Origin of the sequence: Photorhabdus hindustanensis, from assembly GCF_002968995.1 — a bacterium.
GTDB classification, from domain to species: Bacteria; Pseudomonadota; Gammaproteobacteria; order Enterobacterales; family Enterobacteriaceae; genus Photorhabdus; species Photorhabdus akhurstii.
In genome coordinates, this window is the sequence record NZ_PUWT01000057.1 from 1 (window position 1) to 21,034 (window position 21,034).

A 21,034-nucleotide genomic window follows, 5' to 3' on the forward strand; every position below is an offset into this window, starting at 1 on the left:
CTCCAAACCGTTATCGAATGTGATGGTCTTAACCCTTTGTTTTAACGGGTATAATACTTTCACTACCGCTTTTGCGACTTCTAATGCCCGCTTGCTATCAAGTTTAACAATTATGGTATACAACGTTTTGCGGTCAACCAGGGTTAATAAGACACTTTTTTTTATCTTTCCCTATTATCGTATCACCTTCCCAGTCGCCAATACGTTCTTTTTTATCAACGAATTCCGGGCGCTCATCAATACTGGCCCGATTTTTAATTTTGCCTCTTTTTTCATAGCAGCCATAGCGTTTACGATAGGGTTTTCTGGCAATTCGCAGATGTTGCCATAAATCACCCCCCTCTATTTTATCTTGATAAATCAGCCTATAAATCGTCTCATGATGCAAAAATATCCCTTTATGCCGCTTCAAATAATCAACCACCTGTTCAGGACTTAAATCTTGCCAAATTAACCGTTTTATCCATTTTTTGACTTCCGGCGTTATTTTTACGGCTTTTTTAGCAAAATGACGACGAGCCAATCCCTTCAAATGAGCCTGTTCAGGGCAATAGGTTTGAACTTCTTGATTTCTCTTCAATTCTCTGCTGATGGTCGATGGACTTCGCTTCAGTGACTCAGCAATGAAAAGCTGTGAAAAGCTGTGAAAAACCCGCTGTTTTTAAACTGGAAATCTGATATCTTTCTGTCTCGGTCAGTTGTGTATAGGCCATAGCGCATTCTCCTGTGGCGGGAAAGATGCCTACTATAGCAACTGACCGCCTTTCTGAAAAATTGCGCTTATTAGTCGAATCCGCCCTTCATATTTATTTTATATGTTTTATCTAGAACTCAGGAAATACCATGATGATTAATTAGGTATTCTGATAACCAAAATGTAATCATTAACTTTACTATTTTTTTTCGTGATATAATAAATATATCACTCTCCTTATAATAGAAAAAAACAATTAAGATTACAATTAACTCGTTTAAGGGGTTTTAAAAATAAAACAGAATGATTTAATATGTTTATTCTTGCTATTTAAATAATTCTCATCCCCAGAGAATAAATTCCTTCTCCGTTTTAAATATTATATATTTCATTAGTATAAACAAACATGACATCAAATATTTTTATGCCATGTTTGTTACATATTTTTTCAGCGGGTAAATATCCATATAATTATCTTTTCGTTATTTTATTCCCAATTGGATAATTGAAAACCACTCATCAACATCCTTAACATCTTGAATAACCAATCCTGCCTGGTTAGCCAAACGTTCGAATTCCGTTAAATTACGCTCTTTTCCTGAAAATAGTGCATCCATTAACATATCTAAATATATCACCGCCTTATATTGTGGTTTTTTCATATAACCTATCAACAAAATCTTTGCACCACTATCCATTGCCTTACGGCAGTTTTCCAAAATTAATACTGCTTTATCATCGGGCCAATCATGGAGAATATTCTTTAAAATATATAAATCATAACCTGATGGAATTAATTTAAAAAAGTCTCCATTTATAAAGTCTATATTTTCCAAAACAGGAATTTCATGATATCTATCTAATACAGCGTAATGTTTTCCTTTTACTTTCTCACTGATTTTCAACAGAAGATTTCCCTCTCCCCCTCCAACATCTAATATTCTGTCATATTGACTAAAATCATAAATATCAAGTAGCTTCCCAATGATTTTATCTGAGGTCTTTGACATTGAAGAATCAAATTTTGATTTGAGTGATTTATCACTAACCAAATGTTCAAAGAATGATTTTCCATGCATTATTTCAAATGCGGGTTTTCCATCACTTTCAAGTAAAGATTTCGAATACATTGACCAAGCATTCCAGCAATCAGGGCTTAGTTCCCATTTTACAATTAATGACTCCATACTCTCAGGATCGGCAAGTGCACTGCATTCTTCAGAAAGAGTGACTTTATCGCCGTGGTTAACCAATATTCCAATTTCAATTAAGAAATCACATAATCGATCAAGTCGGGAATAATCAATACCACATTGACGGGAAAGCTCGTCTATATCTACATAAGCTCCATTTTTAAAGTGAATAGATAAACCTGTATCAATAAAAGCGTAGATTGCAGCTGATTTTCTATATGAAGCAATAAGTTCGGCTAGCATTGAGTTATCCTTTATGTCTTTATCTTATAAATAGATGAAGTATTTTACCTAAAATGCATGAAATACCATGATGATTAATTAGGTATTCCGACAACTAATATGTAATTATTAGCTTTGTTACCTTTTCTTGGTGAGATAATAAAGATTTCACTTTCCTTATTTTCCCATTGTTCCACTTACTTTAATAACGCATTTTTAAGGCAAAATTGTTAGCTATCAGACTATATTAAATTAGACAAAAAGAAATGACAAAGATCACAATTAACTCTTCCTATAAATTTCGAAAATCAAATAGGATTATTTAATATAATTATTAACCGTTTTTATTGCCAGAGAGTAATTTTTCTTTTTATTTTACTACATATATACTTCATTAGCATAAAATAAAAATTGGCATCAAATATATTGATGCCACATATATATTCCCTAACGGTGGAATATAAATATAATCACCTTTGGAAATAATTATGAATCTCTATAATTTATTTTACCCCTAATTCGATAAGTGAAAATATTCCATCTATATCTTTAGAATATCGAATGACGAGTCCCGCCTGATTAGCCAGATATTCGAATTCACTTAAATAGCGCTCTTTCCCTAAATATAGAACATCCATTAATAAATCGACAGATTTAACCATTGGGGATTTTGTTTTTTTCATTAAGGTTATTATCAGAAGGTTTGCATTATCATCCATCACCTTTCGGCAATTATTTAAAAGAGATATTGCTTCATTATCAGGCCAATTATGGAGGACATTCTTTAAAATATATAAATCATAATCTGACGGAATTGGCTCAAAAAAATCGCCATTTATGAAATCGATACCCTCATAAATAGGAATTTCATTATATCTGTCCAATACAGCATAATCTTTTCCTTTGAATTTTTCACTGACTCTGATCAAAAGCTCTCCGTCTCCGCCCCCTAGATCCAATATTCTGTTATATTTATTAAAATCATAAATAACAAGCAGTTCTTCAATTATTCTGTTTGTATATTTTGACATTAAAGCGTCGAAATTTGATTTTAGTTCTTTATCACTATCCCAAAGCTCAAAGAATGGTTTTCCATGCACCATCTCAAATGCCGATTTACCATTGTTTTCCAGTAAGGATTTTGGGTACATTAACCAAGCATCCCAATGCCCTGGATTGATTTCATATTTTATTGTTAAGAATTCCAAACTATCAGGATCAGCAAGTGCACTGCATTCTTCAGAAAGTGCAACCCCATCGTTGCCGCTAACCAATACACCTATTTCAGTTAAGAAATCACATAATCGATTAAGTCTAGAATAATCAATACCATATTGATCGGCAAGTTTGTTAATATCTACATAGGTTCCATTTTTAAAGTGAATAGATAAACCCGCCTCAACAAAAGTGTAGATTGCGGCTGTTTTTCTATATGACGTAATGAGATTAATTAGCATGGAATTACCCTTTCTGTATTTTTAAATGAGGTTATTATATAGAATATAGATAGTACCACTATGACTAACTATATACATTTGAAACGCATTTAAACCAAAATGTAATTATTAACTTTGCTATCTTTTCCTTGTGAGGTAATGAATAATTAATTCTCTTTTTACAATTAATTATTCACTTTAATTATATGTTTTTAGGCATGAGTCAATTAATCATTAGGCCATATTAAATATAATAGAAAGAAATGTTAAAAATCACAATTAACTCTTTTTAGGGATTTTTAACATTAAATTGAAAGAAATTTTTTAACAATATTTTTCTTTCAGAAAAAAATTCACACAAAGAGTGAATGGTTATAAAAAATCGCAACCATTTCATGAATATATTGGTTATTACTGACCACATCATTTCCAGCATTATCTCTGTAGCCCAGAAACCTCTTTTGATCTATGCTGAGCGCTAAGAACAAGCTTAAGATTATTATTAACCTGAAAGCCCCAAAGCAGATAGCAGGAAGATAGAACTTAATGAGTATTCGCATCGTTCCTAAAGAACAACTAAGCAAAGATCGTAGCAATGAAAAAGCAGCAGATTATATCCCGCCATTGCTTTTTGCTAATCTGAGAAACCTTTATCAGCGCCGGACAGAACGCTTGCAGCAACTGGCAGAAAAGAGCCCGTTCATTGATTATCTTAACTTTTCAGCACAAGTTGCCCAAGCTCAGCAAAAAGCGTTACATGATAATCCATTGAAAATGGAGATAGCAGATATCTTAGAAAAATCTGTTATTGAAGATAAGCCGCCTCTGGATTGCAAAACCTTCCAACGCACTAAACACTGGCAGAAATTGCTTCACTCTCTGATAGCAGAATTACTGCCGGATGCGTCGGAACATGTTCATGCCGCTCTGGATAATCTAGCAAAGGCGTCGGAACAGGAGCTGGAACAGATGGCCGATGCTTTGTTGAAAAATGAATTCAGTAAAGTCAGCCCTGAAAAAGCACTTTTTATCTGGGCGGCACTCTCCCTCTATTGGGCACAAATGGCAAATCAAATCCCAGGAAAAGCGAAGGCGGAATATGGTGAACATCGTCAGTTCTGCCCAGTTTGCAGCAGTATGCCGGTCTCAAGTGTTGTTCAGATTGGCACAACCAACGGACTGCGTTATCTACATTGTAGTTTGTGTGAAAGTGAATGGCATGTGGTACGAGTAAAGTGTAGTAACTGCGAACAGACACGCGATCTTAATTATTGGTCGCTAGATAGTGAGCACGCCGCAGTGAAAGCGGAAAGTTGCGGTGATTGTGGTAGTTATTTGAAAATTCTCTATCAGGAGAAAGATCCAAAAGTTGAGGCGGTTGGTGATGATTTAGCTTCACTGATCCTCGACGCCAAAATGGAAGAGGAAGGTTTTGCCCGCAGTAGTATCAACCCGTTTTTGTTCCCAAATGAGTAACAGTGAGTTGACGGAATTGCCATGACATATAAACCGTGCCCGTTGTACAGCCAGCTCCCCGCCATTGATCGTCTATTGCGTGAGCCACAAATCACCCCATTCGTGGAACAATATGGACAGACGCTGGTAACGGCAACATTAAGAGGGATGCAGGAACAGGCCAGAATCTATATCAAGCAGTATCAGGCACTGCCTGATTGGTGTGATAACTGGGTCCTGGCTCTCGGTCAGCAACTGGAACAGAAACAAACTTTGGCTTTAAAGCCAGTGTTCAATCTCAGTGGTACGGTGATTCATACCAATCTTGGCCGAGCATTAATGGCAGAATCGGCTATTGAGGCGGTGACACAAGTGATGCGTTCACCCGTAACATTGGAATATTCCCTCAATGACGCTGGGCGTGGACACCGAGACCACGCTTTGGCGGATTTACTGCGTGAATTAACCGGGGCGGAAGATGCCTGTATCGTTAATAATAATGCAGCGGCTGTGCTGTTATTATTGGCAACCGTGGCATCCGGTAAGCAAGTTGTGGTTTCTCGTGGCGAACTAGTGGAAATTGGCGGCGCATTCCGTATTCCTGATGTCATGGTTCAAGCAGGATGCCGACTAGTTGAAGTCGGCACCACGAACCGCACTCACCTGAAAGATTACCAACAAGCGATTAATGAAGAGACCGCTCTCCTCATGAAAGTGCATACCAGTAACTACAATATTGAAGGTTTTACCGCAGAAGTATCCGGCCATGAATTGTCCGCTCTGGGAATAGCCTCGCAAATCCCTACGGCAATTGATCTGGGCAGTGGTTCCATGATCAATATGGCGCAATATGGATTGCCAGCCGAACCTATGCCCCAAGATTATCTGAATCAAGGCATCGATCTGGTCACTTTCTCTGGTGATAAATTACTGGGAGGACCACAAGCCGGCATTATTCTCGGTAAAAAGCGCTGGATAGAAGCAATTCAGCGTCATCCACTGAAACGTGCATTGCGGGCAGATAAGATGACGCTGGCCGCTTTGGAAGCCACACTGCGGTTATATCAGCGCCCCGAACAGCTTTGCCAGCAGTTGCCAACGTTACGTTTGTTAACCCGTTCACAGCAACAAGTGCATGATATGGCACAACGGTTACTACCTCAGCTTCAAACGCGTTACGGTGATCAGTTTATTGTTCGTGATGAGCCATGTTATTCACAGATTGGCAGCGGCTCATTGCCGGTTGATCGTCTGCCAAGTTGGTCTTTAACTTTCGCCGCTATTGATGGTCAGGGGAACTCGTTGGAACGGTTGGCCCGGCGCTGGCGTGGGTTAACCAAACCCGTTCTTGGCCGGATTTCTGGCGGGCGTTTATGGCTGGATTTACGCTGTCTCGAAGATGAAAAAGCGCTATTGCAGGCACTATTGCTGTAATTTTCTAAAATACAACAACTTACCGAAATACAATAATTCTTTGAAACTATTATGATTTTTGCCGCCGCGGGCCATGTTGATCATGGAAAAACCACACTTATTCAAACGATTACCGGCGTTAATACAGCCCATTTGCCGGAGGAGAAAAAGCGCGGGATGACCATCGATTTGGGTTATGCCTATTGGCCGCAACCGGATAGCTCTGCGGTTGGTTTTATCGATGTGCCCGGACATGAAAAATTTCTCGCCAATATGTTGGCAGGGATCGGGGGTATCGATCATGTTTTATTGGCGGTTGCCTGTGACGACGGGGTAATGGCTCAAACAAGAGAACATTTAGCTATTCTGCGTTTGATTGGCTGTCCGTCCATAACCGTTGCGCTCACTAAAGCCGATCGCGTGGAATCACACCGAATAGTTGAAGTCCGTCAGCAAATTGAATATGAGCTGGCAATTCAGGGTTGGGGTGCCCCGCCTCTGTTTGTAACAACCGCGATAGATGAAGAAAGTATTGTTCCTTTGAGGCAGCATCTGTTGCAGTTACATCAGCAAAATAAGCAGCATGAAAAATTACATCAACGTTTTCGTCTGGCGATAGATCGCGCTTTCAGTGTAAAAGGAGCGGGTCTGGTAGTAACGGGAACAGCATTGTCTGGTCGGGTCAGTGTGGGAGATATCCTCTGGCTGACCGGCCGGGATCAACAAGTCAGAGTACGTGGCTTGCATGCTCAGAATCAACAAACCGATACGGCTCAGGCCGGGCAACGTATTGCACTGAATATTACTGGTGATGTTAGTAAAGAACAGGTTTCCCGTGGTGATTGGCTATTTTCCCACAAACCCTTTGAGCATGTAGAAAAGGTATTGGTGGAAGTAGAAACTGATGAACCTTTGCGAAACTGGCAACCACTTCATATTCATCATGCTGCCAGCCATATAACGGGGCGGATTTCATTACTAAATCAGCTTTCTGATAAGCCTCTGCTGGCTGAATTGGTACTTGATAGCCCATTGTGGTTGGTTGAGAATGATCGGCTAATACTGCGAGATATCAGCGCCAGAAAAACACTGGCTGGCGCGCGGGTGATAAACCTAAATTCTCCCCGCCGTGGTAAACGCCAGCCAGAATTTTTGCATTGGCTCACTCAGCTTGCCAAAACATCAGATCATGCGGCTAATTTAGCGCTCCATTTGCCCCGAGGCGCACTTTCTCTCGACCGCTTTTCTTGGGCGCGTCAGTTAACAGAAGCAACTCTCCACCAGCTAATCGTTGATAAGGATGTGATTATTGCCAATGGGATGATGTTGTCACAGAACAATGCCAGGTTAACAAAGCAGAAGTTACTACAAGTTTTGGCCGAATATCACCGGCAACATGTTGACCAATTGGGTTTGGGAAGGGCACGTCTGAAACGGATGGCGATGCCAACGCTGGATGAAGCACTGGTTTATACTCTGATAGATGCATTGCTCAGTGATGGACAGCTAAAGCAATTACGAGGTTGGTTATATCTTCCTGAGCACAGTTTGTCTTTTAGTGATGAACAGGCAAAATTGTGGCAACGAATAGTCCCCTATTTCACAGATGATCCGTGGTGGGTACGTGATCTGGCTGCTGATTTAAAAGAAGAAGAAGCAACAGTTCGCAATTTATTGAAAAAATCAGCGCAATTGGGGCATATTATCGCGATTGTTCCTGATCGTTATTATTGCAGCCAACGAATTCAGCAGTTCGCGGAATTGATTCGCCAATTTAATCAAGATTGTGGTGCAATTACCGCTGCGGATTTTCGCGATCAACTCGGTATCGGTCGTAAACTGGCTATTCAGATATTGGAATTTTTTGATCGCAGTGGTTTTACTCGTCGTCAGGCTGAGTCACATATTCTCAGAGATAATGGGCTATTCTGATGATTTGTTTAATTTAAAATATAGATGATTTCAGCAAAATCACCGTCTTGAACTGATCTGTGTTATTTTGCCAACCGTGAACCATCTATTAACTGGATTGAATACAATATGAAAAAGAAAATAATATCAGGTGTTTATCTGGGATTATTGTTCATTGCAACTTTAATACTGGTTTTTGAAAAAAGTGAAGACATTTACCCGGCACTGATCGCTGTCGGCGTGTTTGGTGTGATATTTGGCCTGGTGTTTTTTGTATCTGCCCGGTTACTGTTTTCTACGGCCTTTACCGGAACACTGTTTATTATCTTTAAGTTCCTCAATCAGATAAAAGTTCATTACTACAAAGAACAGTTGATGTTCTCCGATCTGAACTTGATGTTTGATCCTGCCAATCAGGAAACATTACACCACTATTGGCTCGCTGGTTTGGGCGTTGTCGCTATGTTTATCTGGTTGATTTTTAACATGATGCTGAGCTGGAAAAAATCCTCTCCCCTTCGTGGCTTCAAATGGCGTACTGTCGGCTTGGTTCTGGCGGCGTTCTGTACATGGGAAGTGAGCGCTACTGCCAATGCATTTAGAGAGCAGTGGGAATCTTCACTACCAAAAGGACGTGGTACAGTCACTAATATGGTGATGTCGGCTAAAGATGCCAAATATCATGCGCCTCAATTTGGGCAATCAGCCGATTATTTTCTGCAACAGGCTAAAAGTGTCGTGCTGCCTGTGCCGCAGTCAGCGATTAAACCTGACGTGGTGATGTTATTACAGGAATCCACCGTCACTCCACATATCTATCAGTTGCCTGATGATACCCGTTTACCCGATCTTTATATGTTCCAGCAGGATTCTGGTGTCAGCGCACAAAGCCCAATGCGGGTGCAAACTTTCGGTGGTGGTACCTGGTTATCTGAATTCTCCGCTCTGACCGGTTTAAATACAGACGATTTTGGCTCACGTAAGAATGCGGTTTTTTATTTTATTGTTGATCATCTAAAATACAGCTTATTCCGTGAAATGAAACAGAATGGTTATTACACGGTTGTTTTGACGCCATTTAATAAATCTTCTTATCATTCTGGTCATGCTTATCAAACTCTCGGCGTTGATCGCATTATTCAGCCACAGGAATTGGGATATCCCGCCAGTCTTGATAAAAATCTGTGGACTATCTCTACGCAAGAGATGTTGGGTTATGTGAAAGAAATTTTGGCACAGGAAACGGATAAGCCGCTCTTTATTTTCTCACTGACCATGTATGAACATGGCCCATATGATGAAGATCATTCTGATGATTACGGGCTTACCGGACATGTGAAAAATTCACAGGCAGTGGGTAAATTCAGTCACTATATGGAGAAAATCAAAGCTTCTGATCCAGCAATTAAAGATTTCAGTGAGTTTGTTGCTAAACGGGAAAAGCCAACCATGTTCCTCTATTTCGGTGATCATCAACCCAATATCAGCCTAAACCAGTACAATGGCGTATTTTCAAATCCGGGTCATATCACCCAATTTACTATGCGGGATAACTTGCAACAGGGAGAATCTATTCAGACTGATGAACTGACGGATATTTCATTCCTTGGGGGCATGATTATGGAGAGAGCTAAACTAGATGCTTCACCTTTTTATCGAGCGAATATGACAATGCGTCATCTCTGCCGGGGAGCGTTGGATGATTGTCAGGATAAGGCGCTAGTGGAAAGTTATAAACACTATATTTATCAGCAATTAGATGTTGCAGGTAAAAAGTAAGTTATAAAATCATAATGTGAGTAGGTGCCATATTTATATGGCACTGTAAATGACTCCAAGTGCCGAGTTGCAGTAGATAATTAGCTATCAGACGGGTACAGTCGGTTCAATGCCTGTTGCACAAACCTGTCTCAATGTCTGTTATCCACGTACTCAAGCGCATAGATACATTTGACTGGCCTGTTATACTCACATAGCGCAGACAACGTAAGATTGTTTCTTCTGGCGTTTGGAAGTTTCCTGATCACTGTACTCTGGTTTGCTGCCTTTCAGCTCAATGAACAGACTATATACTGGATACGTTCCCATTCATCCACAATCGGCTTGTGCTTTATAGGTTTTTTCAAAAAGATATAGTTTTCAATCAGCCCTAACGTATTGAGTTTTTTCTGTAATTTTTTTATTTACTTTTTCATTGTGAATTTTCTCTATTTATTGTGAGCTATTCTGCTACATGTCAGAGTACAATATATGAAAGAGTTTTATTAAATTCACGGAATCATATAACAGCCGGCACATCTGCTTATAGCATATGGGAAGATAGAAATTATTAAATAAAAATAAAACACTAAGCATATAAAAATATATGCTTAGTGACAAAGAGAAATATCCTTAACATACTTATTTGGAGCCATCCATGATGATTTACTACATGTTACATACCCCTCCAACTTTAACTCATCATCAACATAAAAAGATACAAATAAAGTAAGAATAAATCCTATTATTGATACACATGAAATATAATCCCCAATTTTACCATTGAGATTTTTTGTTCTATTTTTAGCAATCCTTAACAAAGCATAAGCAATATGAATAAGTAAAGGAGTAAACCAAATAAACCCCGCACTCTTCCATGAGAATGTAATAACGCTATCACGCCTAAAAAAACCTATATAATCATTTAATGAGAAAAATACAAATAATACTGTCATAAAAAAAACAAATAGCGAGCCTACGTATATTTTTATTTTATTTATATTATCCACGGCTATATCTACCCCACATATTAAAAAATTGATCTGCCGTAGGTGTTCCCACAAAAACATTTCTTTTTCTATTTTTTATATTTTTAATTATGCTTTCACTAATTTTAAAATAATCATCCAACAAATATAAAGCAAGCGAAACTCCAACCCCAAGAGCAAAAACTCCAATAGTTACAGCCAAAAGACTCCACCCTATAGTTAAGAGTGGCGCTGCTATTAGTGAATTAACGCCCAAAGCAACACCTGTTGATACAGCTAGTTTTGCACCATCTATTGTTAAGTTAACAAACAAATCAGCTAATCCATAATCATCTTTAAGTATTAACTCAACGGCTCTATATGCAGCTGAGAATACTATACCGAATCTAGCACCTTTAACAATCCCATCATGAATGCCTAGAGTACCTACTCCAAAAGATACTATACGTGGATTATCAGCAAGATATCTTGTGGCATTTAAATAGTCTCTTACACCAGGGTAGCCTGTTAATTTTATATATTTTTTACCATCTTTCCCAGCATATTCCGTTGCCTTAACACCGAAACTTCTTAAATCATTTATTATTCTTGCCACCCCAAAAGAATCATAGATATTACCAGCAAATGATGAAGCTGGATCAGTATATGAGTAGATAGTTTTAATATTATTTTTCCATGAATTATAGAAATTATGATCTAGTGTTTTCATATAATCTATGGCTTCATCTTTTGTCAATAAAGCAATAAATTATTGGTTTAGTTTAAATTGATGCTCCAATTCCAATAACATACGGTTATATTTTTGATCTTCTATTTGTTTTTTAAAATTAAGATGTTCTTCTAATCTGTAATCATTATCAACAAATGTTTTTAACCGTGGATCATACTTCATTTTATAACTCCATCTATATTATATAGTTTATTGAAGTTTTATTTCATATTTTATCGGACTTAGCTATTTTTTCTTTAATTTTTCTGAATTATTGGGAGCTGGATCAAATTTCCCTGTTGAGGATTGACACTCTGTTTTAATCTGTTCGATAAGATTAAGCCTGATATCTTTTAAATATGCGCTGAGTTGTTTCGAGTTAGCCACTTTCATATTGAGGTCAACCAATTTGAACAGTTAACCTCATTGTTACACGCTATAGCCGGTAAATGTAATTTTACCTGTTATAACCGGTAAAAAAGTTCCACTTCTGCCTTTTACCCATTCACTTGCCAATACAGAATGTAAAAAATATAATTAAAACAATTTGTTATGTGAATTTTGATTTTGTAACTAAATGGTAGCATTATCTCATAGCTTGCTATCAATAAAAAACCATCCCCCATCTATTTGCAAATAGCCTAGAACGTTTACCAACGCAACTACAGTTTCCTTGCGGTACGCATATAAATTATATAATTTAGCTAAATTAGCTAGATGTTCAATGGTAAAGGTTATGATAAACGAACAAGATATTTACGAAAGGATCAAGCAGGTTTTAGCAAATGCGCCACGCAATCAGTACACGGCTGAGCTACATCTACAAATGATTAAGTATGCCGATGAGTTGAAGAACATTACAGCTAAAGATTTTTGTGAAGGTGTTGGGCTTAGCCAAAGTTTTGGTACCGAGTTCAGTAAAATGCGCAATTTGACGCAGCGTTTGAAAACCGCAGGACTTAACACGGATTTGCTTTAAGACAATTTTGTCGATGTAAATTGCCAAGACCTGAACGATGAATATGCCTGTATAAGTGGAGTATAAGATGACTATCCAGACCAATAAGTACACTAAAGCACGTTTTTTCAAGTGTGCATTGCAGGTAAATTCTTCAGACTACATAAAACATCGGGGGCAGCAACCGACTCTTTCTGAAGATGACTATAACCAGCAATTATTAAATGCTTCGCTAGAGATGAGAATTAAAGTCATTGGCCTAGCTGATCATGGATCGGTGAATGGTTTTGAAAAGATCAGAGATCTCTTTGCACAACATGGAATCGTGGTGTTCCCCGGCTTTGAAGTTGCCTCCAGTGAGAAAGTCCACTTCGTTTGCCTGTTTGATGAATCAGCTTCGGCTGATCTGATAAAAATGCATTTGGGAGCATTGGGTGTGGATATAAACCAGCCGGAAGCCCCAGTGCAGAAATCTGCCACGGATATTATTAATTACATAAACGGTAAAGGTGGTTTCATTTTCGCGGCCCACTGTACCAATGATGATGGCGTGTTAAAGCGGCGGATGAATCATGTTTGGCAACATAAAGAGCTGTTGGCTGCTCAGATCCCAGGTTCAATTGAGGACTTAAAGGGCGTAGAGAGCGACTTTTATCGTAAAGTTTTCCTGAATAAGAATGATGACTATCGCCGCGAACGGGAAATGGCTGCCATCAATGCCGCTGATGTGGCAAAGCCTGAAGAGATTAAAGCTGATGGCGCTTCTTGTTTAATTAAAATGACCAAGCCCTGCTTCACTTCTTTCAAGCAAGCTTTTTTAGATGCTGGCTCCAGAGTGCGGCTAAATTCAGACAAACCAGAAAACTATGCGTCAGCTATCGAACGTATTCGTTTTGTCGGTGGCTACCTTGATGGTATGGATATTGAATTATCGGCTCACTTAAACGCGGTGATTGGTGGTAGAGGTACGGGCAAATCAACCCTGCTGGAGTGTATTCGCTATGCTTTTGATTTAGAACCTTTTGGTAAAGCATCAAAAGCTCAGCATGACGCTATTGTAAAAAATAACTTAGGTATCGAAAAAGGTATAGTTGAAGTAAGTATTCGCTCTGCAACCATGCATGGCCGCGTATTTACGGTGAGCCGCAAATATGGAAACCAGCCAGTGGTGAATGAAAACGGCAGAATTTCACCTTATCACCCCAAAGATTTACTGCCTGGCGTTGAGCTGTACGGTCAGAATGAAATTTATGAAATGACTCGGGATGAGCAAAGCCGAAACCTACTTATTAAACGATTCTTGGAAGGTGAGCACGAACAGTTTGATAAGGCCATAGCCAAAGTGCTAGTGAGCCTTAAGGATAATCGTGAAACCATTATTCGTGCGCTTAGCCAAAAAGCAGATGTTGAAGCAGAAGTTGAACGCTTACCCAAATTATTGGATCAGGCTAAACAATTCCAAGCGTTGGGTATCGATGAAAATTTGAAAGTGATTCCAAAGCTGGAAAAGGAAAAACAACTGAGTGGGAGAGTTAATGAAGAAATTACTCGAATAAAAGAAGCTATCAACATCTTAAAAGACAGTTTGCCAGATACGGTTTTTTTAAGCGATGCCAGCTTAGAAGGATTGCCACACTCAGATCTTTTAAAACAAAAGCGTCAAGTTTTGGAAATGTTAAAGAGCTCTTTAACTCAATGTTTAATCCAAGTTAAGGAGCTTTCCAGTAAAGCCTCGAGTAATTTACTTCCTCTACAACAACAACTGTCGGAAAGGTTACAAGCGGAAGAACAACAACTTGAAAATGCGTTTAAAGACATACCTACAAGTCAGGGTAAAACGGGTCGGCAGATTGGTACTGAATATCAAACCTTACTAAAACAAATTGAACAGATTCGCCCAAAAGAAACTGCCTTGCAAAACCGACAAACCCAACTCAACGAGCTCTATAGTCAGCGGAAGAAACTATTACTTGAGTTAGATCAGCAGACCAGTGCACATACTAGCGCCATGCAGAAGTCGGTTAAACGGCTCAATCGCAAGTTGGATCAGAAGGTACGCCTTAGTCTGAATTCTGAAGGTAACCGCCAAGAATTAGTGAATTTCTTGAGTAATTGCAATTTGGAAGGTGTTGAGCAGAAAAGGCTAGCGTGGGTTTTAGAGGGTGAGTTCACACCAGCTAATCTTGCTGCCACTATTCGCCGAGGTGAGGCTGAATTAACTATTAATTTCGGTATATCTAATTCCGTTGTGCGAGCGTTAAGCCGTTTGCCTGAGTATAAACTGCTTGAGCTAGAAGAGTTGATGCTTCCCGATACAATGGCGATTGAGCTGAATATCACTCACGGTGAACGCGAGGCCGTTTTCCGCCCAATTGGGGAACTATCGACCGGCCAACAATGTACGGCGATTTTGCACCTGTTGCTATTGGACAACCAAGATCCGCTTATCCTTGATCAGCCAGAGGATAACCTTGATAACGCCTTTATTGCTGAACGTATAGTTGCTGAGCTGCGCAGAGCCAAACTAAGCCGGCAGTTCTTGTTCGCAACCCACAACGCCAATATTCCGGTATTTGGTGACGCGGAATGGATTGGTGTGCTGAGTGTGGAAGATAACAAAGGGTTGATCCTGCCAGAACAACAGGGTGCGATCGATATGCCAGAAGTGCAAAAACTAGCGGCAGATATATTGGAAGGTGGTAAGAGTGCGTTTAATCAACGCCGTGAAAAGTACGGCTTTAACTGAATGCTTTACTTCCTTGGGAGAGAACGATGTTAAAAACAGAATTGTTGGAAATTATTGCCAATAGCGAAAACTCAGGTGTGGAGTTTAAGCGAGATGATATACGCCCTGAGCAATTAGCCAAAGAAGTTGTTGCCATGACCAACTTTCAAGGAGGACGAATACTGCTGGGTGTGGAAGATGACGGCACTATTAGTGGCGTGCAAAGGCATGATCTTGAAGAGTGGGTTATGAATGTCTTTCAGGGCAAAATTCATCCGATGATGCTGCCGTTTTACGAAGAGGTGCAATTGGATGATGGCAAACTGGTTGCTGTCATTAGCTTTCCCATCGGCATTTCGAAGCCCTACGTCGTTCGCCATAGCGGAAAAGAGGAAATCTATATTCGTGTTGGGACAACATTGAGGCTAGCAACTAGAGAGCAACAAATGCGATTGTTTGAATTGGGTGAAATGCTGCATACCGAAGTAATGCCTGTGCCTCGTACAGATATGAGTTGTTTGGATGACGCCCGCCTAACCAATTACGTAAAGGACATCTTACGAGATCCCGATGTACCTAAAACGCCTGATGAATGGCAAACAAGGCTACTTGGACTGGGTTTTTTAACCGAAGCCGCAGGCAATGTTTGCTGCACAATAGCTGGCTTGGTGTTATTTGGTAAAAGCCCGAGACGCTATCTCAAACAAGCAGGTTTACGGGTCATGATATTTCATGGTGAAGATAAGGAATACCAAGCTGCATTGGATGACATCATTGATGGCCCAATGGTCGGACGCTGGGATCTTGAAAATGGTGATAAACGGCTAGTCGATGGCGGCGTTATTGAGAGATTTATCGAGGCTATGAGTCCCTTTATTTCTCAAGAGTCTGATCAGGTGAATGAAGAGTTAAGGCGAGAGACACGGTGGTTTTATCCACTTGAGGCCGTTAGAGAAGCATTGGTCAATGCGCTGGCGCACCGCGATTGGACACGTTTTGTTGAAATTGAGGTCTCTAGTTATTCCGACCGGCTTGAAATCATTAGCCCAGGTTCGTTACCAAACTCCATGACGGTAGAAAAAATGAAAGCAGGACAGCGTTCACCCAGAAATACCATTGTTATGGAAGTATTACGTGATTATGGCTATGTCGATTACAGAGGAATGGGTGTGAGGACCAAAATTATGCCACTAACGAAAGCGTTAACAGGTAAAGATCCTGAGTTTGATTTGACAGACGATCATTTAAAAACAATCTTGTTCCGGTAATAGATGTTGTGGCTGTTGGAACAGAGTATAACGCACTGTATTTGGCGCTTTTAAAACAACACCATTTTTTTAAAGGCAATCGGAAAATGACTTTGCAATGCGCGATGGAATTTTTGTAAAGCGGATCAAAACGAAGTAAAAAAAGAAAGCACTGTTATATATGTAAAAGTTTATATATAACAGTGCGTTATGCTTGATATGTTACAATAGTTTTTGAAGCGTTACACTTTAAAAATGACCACTCACTTCCCAATACAAAAACTCGAAAAAATCCTTCCTAGTAGATCATCGGAGGTAAATTCACCCGTTATCTCGCTCAACGCCTGCTGCGCCAGACGCAGCTCTTCTGCCAGCAATTCACCCGAACGGGCAACCACCAATTGTTCATGTCCCTGTTGTAAATGTTCCGCTGCGGTATTTAATGCTTGTAAATGACGACGACGAGCCAAGAAACCACCTTCGGTATTACTGCTAAAACCCATCGTTTCTTTTAGATGATCGCGCAATAAATCGATACCTTCACCGCTACGGGCAGAAAGTCTAACCAGCGAGTAACCACTTACTTCTGCAATACTTGTCTCTTCATCGGTCATATCTGTCTTATTACGAACGACTGTGATAGGGAGCGATTTAGGCAGACGAGCCATAAATTCAGGCCAGATTTCCACAGGTTCAACCGCACTCGTTGTCGTGCTATCTACCATAAACAGTACACGATCAGCCTGCTCAATTTCCTGCCAGGCACGCTCAATACCAATTCGTTCAACTTCGTCACTGGCTTCACGCAAACCCGCTGTATCAATGATATGCAACGGCATACCGTCAATATGGATATGTTCACGCAGCACATCACGAGTTGTACCTGCAATATCCGTCACAATCGCCGCTTCACGGCCTGCTAATGCATTAAGCAGGCTGGATTTCCCCGCATTAGGGCGACCGGCGATAACAACTTTCATCCCTTCACGTAAAAGGCTGCCCTGACGAGCCTGAGAACGTACACGCTCAAGCTCAGCCATTACGTCATCCAACTTGGCCTCGATTTTCCCATCAGAAAGGAAATCAATCTCTTCATCTGGAAAATCAATAGCCGCTTCTACATAGATTCGTAAGTGAGTAAGCGCTTCCACCATCTGGTGAACTTGAGTCGAAAAAGCGCCCTGTAAGGAATTCATCGCTGAACGGGCTGCTTGCTCCGAACTGGCATCGATCAGATCAGCAATGGCTTCCGCCTGAGCTAAATCCAGTTTGTCATTAAGAAAAGCGCGTTCAGAAAACTCACCTGGGTTAGCAATTCTCACACCTGGCAGCGTTAGAATGCGTTTAAGTAGCAAATCGAGAATAACCGGCCCACCATGACCTTGAAGCTCCAATACATCTTCTCCGGTAAAGGAGTTAGGCCCCGGAAAGTAAATAGCAATCCCCTGATCAAGTACCCGGCCATCCACATCACTAAATGGCAGATAATCTGCATAACGGGGTTTGGGTAATTTACCTAATACCACCTCAGCTACCTGTGCGGCTTTCGGGCCGGAAACACGCAAAATGCCAACCCCTCCTCGTCCTGGCGGGGTAGCCTGAGCAACAATCGTATCCGTGGTATTCATTTTTTCACCCAAATAGTTAAGGCGGTCAATGACCGCCTTTTCTGTTACAACGGCTAGCATATATTCATTCTGGCTGAAGCTATGTTTTATTTCGCTGGCTTTTTCTCGCGACTATGCAGACCACGTTTTTCCAGCCCACGATAAATTAATTGCTGCTGGATAATTGTCACCAAGTTACTGACGATATAGTACAGAACCAGACCTGATGGGAACCACAGGAAGAATATGGTAAATATGACCGGCATATAAGTCATAATCTTCTGTTGCATCGGATCAGTAATTGTCGTCGGAGACATTTTCTGGATGATGAACATGGTTACACCCATCAGCAACGGCAGAATGTAATAAGGATCTTGCGCAGACAAGTCATTAATCCAACCCGCGAATGGCGCATGGCGCAATTCAACAGAACCCATCAACATGTAATATAAAGCAAGGAAGATTGGCATCTGGATCAACAGAGGCAAACAACCACCCAGTGGGTTTACTTTCTCTGCTTTATATAACGCCATCATTTCCTGGCTCATACGCTGTTTATCATCACCAATACGCTCACGCATAGCCGCCAATTTAGGCTGTAACAGACGCATTTTCGCCATTGACGTGTATTGTGCTTTGGTCAGCGGGTACATGATACCACGCACAATAAAGGTGATAACGATGATGGAGAAGCCCCAGTTACCAATAAAACCATGCAGGAACTTCAACAGCTTAAATAATGGCTGAGAGATAAACCACAACCAACCATAGTCTACCGACAGATCCAGATGAGGTGCTACAGCGGCCATCTCATCTTGAATTTCCGGGCCAACCCACAATGTAGAGGAGATCGTTTTCTCACTATTAGCCGCAACAGAGATTGGCGCACTCTTATAGCCGATCGCAGCCATCTCTTTACCTAATGCGGCAGTGTAGAAGGTAGTGGTTTCATTAGCCGCCGGAACCCAAGCAGTAGCAAAATATTGCTGCAACATGGCAATCCAGCCACCTTTGGTGGTCACGGATAAAGATTCACCTTCAATATCGCTAAAGCTATATTTTTTATATTTGGTATCGTCTGAAGAATAAGCAGCGCCACGGTAAGTATGCAGTGCGAAGTTACTGCTGCCTGTATCACGATGCTTTGGCAGTTCAACACTCTGTTTCAACTGACCAAAGAAGGTCATCTGTAACGGTTTTTCCGTCGTGTTATTAATATGGTAATCCACACTAATCGCGTATTCACCACGTTTCAGGACAAATGTTTTAACATAAACAATGCCATCTTTAGTGACGAAATTCATCGGAATACGCAATTCATCCTGCCCATCAGCCAATACATAGCTATCCTGTGCTGCGGTATACAGCGGGCGTTCACTATTCAGCGGATTATCTGGGCCATCTTTCCCCGTTAATCCACTTTGCGCTTGATAAGTGAAAGCAGATGTTGTTTCCAACAACTTGAATGGTTGATTTGAACCTAGGGTATCAGGATAGGCTAACAGGTCAGCCTCTTCGATATCACCGCCACGAGTATTGATGGTCAAAGAGAGCACATCAGTTTTAACTGTGATAAGTTTACCTTTTCCACTGCCTGGTACAGCCTGATTCTCACTGCTCGGCATATCCGTTTGTTGCGTGGCCTGTACTGTTGTTGGCTGCGGATTTTTATCTGCTTCCCATGCTTGCCAGACCAAGAAAGAAACGAACAGCAAAGCGATGAGAAGAAGATTACGTTGCGAATCCATCGTTAGTGTTCTCTGTTATCGTTGTTTTTTACGGGTGGGACAGGATCATCACCACCTTCATGTAAAGGGTGGCATTTTAATATGCGTTTCACCGTTAACCAACAGCCTTTTATCACCCCAAATCGGCATAATGCCTCAATGCCATATTGAGAGCATGTAGGATTAAAGCGACAACGGGGTCCCAACAGCGGGCTTATGACCAACTGATATCCTCGGATTAATCCGATCAGGAAGCGCGAGCCAAGCGACAGTGACGACGCCATAATTTACCCAAAGCTTCCGTTAACGCACGGTTATCAAGCTCAGCAACGCCTTTCTTAACCAATACCACAAAATCCATAGGAGGCAACTGATGTTGGTTTAAACGGAAGCTTTCACGGGCCAACCGCTTAATCCGGTTACGCTCATGGGCACGTTTAACATTTTTCTTGGCTATAGTAAGACCGATGCGGGGATGCCCCAGCTCGTTAAGGCGGCCAAGGATAGTAATCTCTGGCGAACTTGCCCGTTGAGGTTGCTGGAAAACATAAGTGAAATGCTTGGGAGTTAACAAGCGTAACTCCCTCGGAAAAGCGAGCGTAACCACTAGATGGTTAGCTTTATTACTTAGAAACGGTCAGACGAGCACGGCCTTTTGCACGACGGCGAGCCAGAACCTGACGACCATTTTTGGTAGCCATACGAGCGCGGAAGCCGTGAGAACGGTTACGCTTCAGTACGGATGGTTGGAAAGTGCGTTTCATAGCGATTTCTACCTAACTTAAGATTATTACTGATTCAGTAAACGCGTTGGCAGCCAGTGAGCATATAGACACCGATGCCTCAATCGCAACATCAATATAAAAGAAGCGGGATTGTAATAAAATGTACAGCTCTGAGTCAATTTACATAACACAAAGTGCCGGCTTTTCTACTGAGTTGGATGTTTACCAACACTCTGCCCATGCGTACACCAGAACCCTTCACTAA

General features: G+C 40.8%; 18 protein-coding genes and 1 pseudogene. 7 read left to right on the top strand and 12 right to left on the bottom strand.

The window, feature by feature from the left end; all coding sequences use genetic code 11:
- From C6H66_RS19365 to C6H66_RS19375, 3 genes and pseudogenes are all read right to left on the bottom strand, one after another.
- Positions 1 to 713 (bottom strand): annotated as a pseudogene (locus tag C6H66_RS19365) (IS30 family transposase); the annotation flags it as partial.
- A gap of 463 nt (positions 714 to 1,176) precedes the next feature.
- Positions 1,177 to 2,130: a methyltransferase gene (locus C6H66_RS19370; protein ID WP_046395902.1), complete on the bottom strand. Its 954-nt coding sequence runs from the start codon at positions 2,128 to 2,130 to the stop codon at positions 1,177 to 1,179.
- A gap of 482 nt (positions 2,131 to 2,612) precedes the next feature.
- Positions 2,613 to 3,566, bottom strand: coding sequence for a methyltransferase (locus C6H66_RS19375; protein WP_105396438.1), 954 nt, complete (start codon positions 3,564 to 3,566; stop codon positions 2,613 to 2,615).
- A gap of 525 nt (positions 3,567 to 4,091) precedes the next feature.
- Here C6H66_RS19375 and fdhE point away from each other — a divergent pair.
- From fdhE to C6H66_RS19400, 4 genes are all read left to right on the top strand, one after another.
- Positions 4,092 to 5,021, top strand: coding sequence for a formate dehydrogenase accessory protein FdhE (gene fdhE, locus C6H66_RS19385; protein ID WP_105396440.1), 930 nt, complete (start codon positions 4,092 to 4,094; stop codon positions 5,019 to 5,021).
- Positions 5,022 to 5,042: 21 nt separating this feature from the next.
- The gene (gene selA / locus C6H66_RS19390) at positions 5,043 to 6,434 is read left to right on the top strand and encodes an L-seryl-tRNA(Sec) selenium transferase (protein ID WP_105396441.1); all 1,392 of its coding nucleotides are present in this window, start codon (positions 5,043 to 5,045) and stop codon (positions 6,432 to 6,434) included.
- Between the two features lie 51 nt (positions 6,435 to 6,485).
- The gene (gene selB / locus C6H66_RS19395) at positions 6,486 to 8,345 is read left to right on the top strand and encodes a selenocysteine-specific translation elongation factor (protein ID WP_105396442.1); all 1,860 of its coding nucleotides are present in this window, start codon (positions 6,486 to 6,488) and stop codon (positions 8,343 to 8,345) included.
- A 108-nt stretch (positions 8,346 to 8,453) separates the two neighbouring features.
- On the top strand, positions 8,454 to 10,103 hold the full coding sequence (locus C6H66_RS19400) for an LTA synthase family protein (protein WP_105396443.1): 1,650 nt from the start codon (positions 8,454 to 8,456) through the stop codon (positions 10,101 to 10,103).
- A 131-nt stretch (positions 10,104 to 10,234) separates the two neighbouring features.
- Here C6H66_RS19400 and C6H66_RS26965 read toward each other — a convergent pair whose 3' ends face one another.
- The 4 genes from C6H66_RS26965 to C6H66_RS27495 form a co-directional block, all read right to left on the bottom strand.
- Positions 10,235 to 10,309, bottom strand: coding sequence for a hypothetical protein (locus C6H66_RS26965; RefSeq protein WP_248000739.1), 75 nt, complete (start codon positions 10,307 to 10,309; stop codon positions 10,235 to 10,237).
- 384 nt (positions 10,310 to 10,693) lie between these two features.
- Positions 10,694 to 11,092, bottom strand: a complete 399-nt coding sequence (locus C6H66_RS19410; RefSeq protein ID WP_248000738.1) for a DUF1240 domain-containing protein — start codon at positions 11,090 to 11,092, stop codon at positions 10,694 to 10,696.
- Entirely contained in the window at positions 11,085 to 11,780 is a 696-nt protein-coding gene (locus tag C6H66_RS19415; RefSeq protein ID WP_339417693.1) for a hypothetical protein, read from the bottom strand. Before C6H66_RS19415 ends, C6H66_RS19410 begins: the two co-directional genes overlap by 8 nt.
- 39 nt (positions 11,781 to 11,819) lie before the next feature.
- The gene (locus C6H66_RS27495) at positions 11,820 to 11,963 is read right to left on the bottom strand and encodes a hypothetical protein (RefSeq protein WP_321192238.1); all 144 of its coding nucleotides are present in this window, start codon (positions 11,961 to 11,963) and stop codon (positions 11,820 to 11,822) included.
- 556 nt (positions 11,964 to 12,519) lie between these two features.
- Between C6H66_RS27495 and C6H66_RS19425 the strand changes: the two genes are divergently transcribed.
- From C6H66_RS19425 to C6H66_RS19435, 3 genes are all read left to right on the top strand, one after another.
- Complete coding sequence (locus C6H66_RS19425; protein ID WP_036811456.1) at positions 12,520 to 12,759, top strand: HTH-like domain-containing protein; 240 nt, start codon at positions 12,520 to 12,522, stop codon at positions 12,757 to 12,759.
- 67 nt (positions 12,760 to 12,826) lie between these two features.
- The gene (locus C6H66_RS19430) at positions 12,827 to 15,484 is read left to right on the top strand and encodes a TrlF family AAA-like ATPase (protein WP_105396444.1); all 2,658 of its coding nucleotides are present in this window, start codon (positions 12,827 to 12,829) and stop codon (positions 15,482 to 15,484) included.
- 26 nt (positions 15,485 to 15,510) lie between these two features.
- On the top strand, positions 15,511 to 16,731 hold the full coding sequence (locus C6H66_RS19435) for an RNA-binding domain-containing protein (RefSeq protein ID WP_105396445.1): 1,221 nt from the start codon (positions 15,511 to 15,513) through the stop codon (positions 16,729 to 16,731).
- Positions 16,732 to 16,973: 242 nt separating this feature from the next.
- On the opposite strand, the gene mnmE is transcribed toward C6H66_RS19435, so the two are convergent.
- The 5 genes from mnmE to rpmH all read right to left on the bottom strand — a co-directional run bounded on the left by mnmE (position 16,974) and on the right by rpmH (position 20,808).
- On the bottom strand, positions 16,974 to 18,338 hold the full coding sequence (gene mnmE, locus C6H66_RS19440; protein ID WP_105396447.1) for a tRNA uridine-5-carboxymethylaminomethyl(34) synthesis GTPase MnmE: 1,365 nt from the start codon (positions 18,336 to 18,338) through the stop codon (positions 16,974 to 16,976).
- An 86-nt stretch (positions 18,339 to 18,424) separates the two neighbouring features.
- A complete protein-coding gene (gene yidC / locus C6H66_RS19445) occupies positions 18,425 to 20,065 on the bottom strand; it encodes a membrane protein insertase YidC (protein ID WP_040149829.1) in 1,641 nt (546 codons plus the stop codon).
- 2 nt (positions 20,066 to 20,067) lie between these two features.
- Entirely contained in the window at positions 20,068 to 20,328 is a 261-nt protein-coding gene (gene yidD / locus C6H66_RS19450; protein ID WP_072165170.1) for a membrane protein insertion efficiency factor YidD, read from the bottom strand.
- Positions 20,292 to 20,651 carry a ribonuclease P protein component gene (gene rnpA / locus C6H66_RS19455; RefSeq protein ID WP_071647078.1) on the bottom strand — a complete coding sequence of 120 codons (360 nt, stop codon included), beginning with the start codon at positions 20,649 to 20,651 and terminating at the stop codon, positions 20,292 to 20,294. The genes yidD and rnpA overlap by 37 nt, the downstream gene beginning before the upstream one ends.
- A gap of 16 nt (positions 20,652 to 20,667) precedes the next feature.
- Entirely contained in the window at positions 20,668 to 20,808 is a 141-nt protein-coding gene (gene rpmH, locus C6H66_RS19460; protein WP_000831330.1) for a 50S ribosomal protein L34, read from the bottom strand.
- Positions 20,809 to 21,034: the final 226 nt, after the last annotated feature.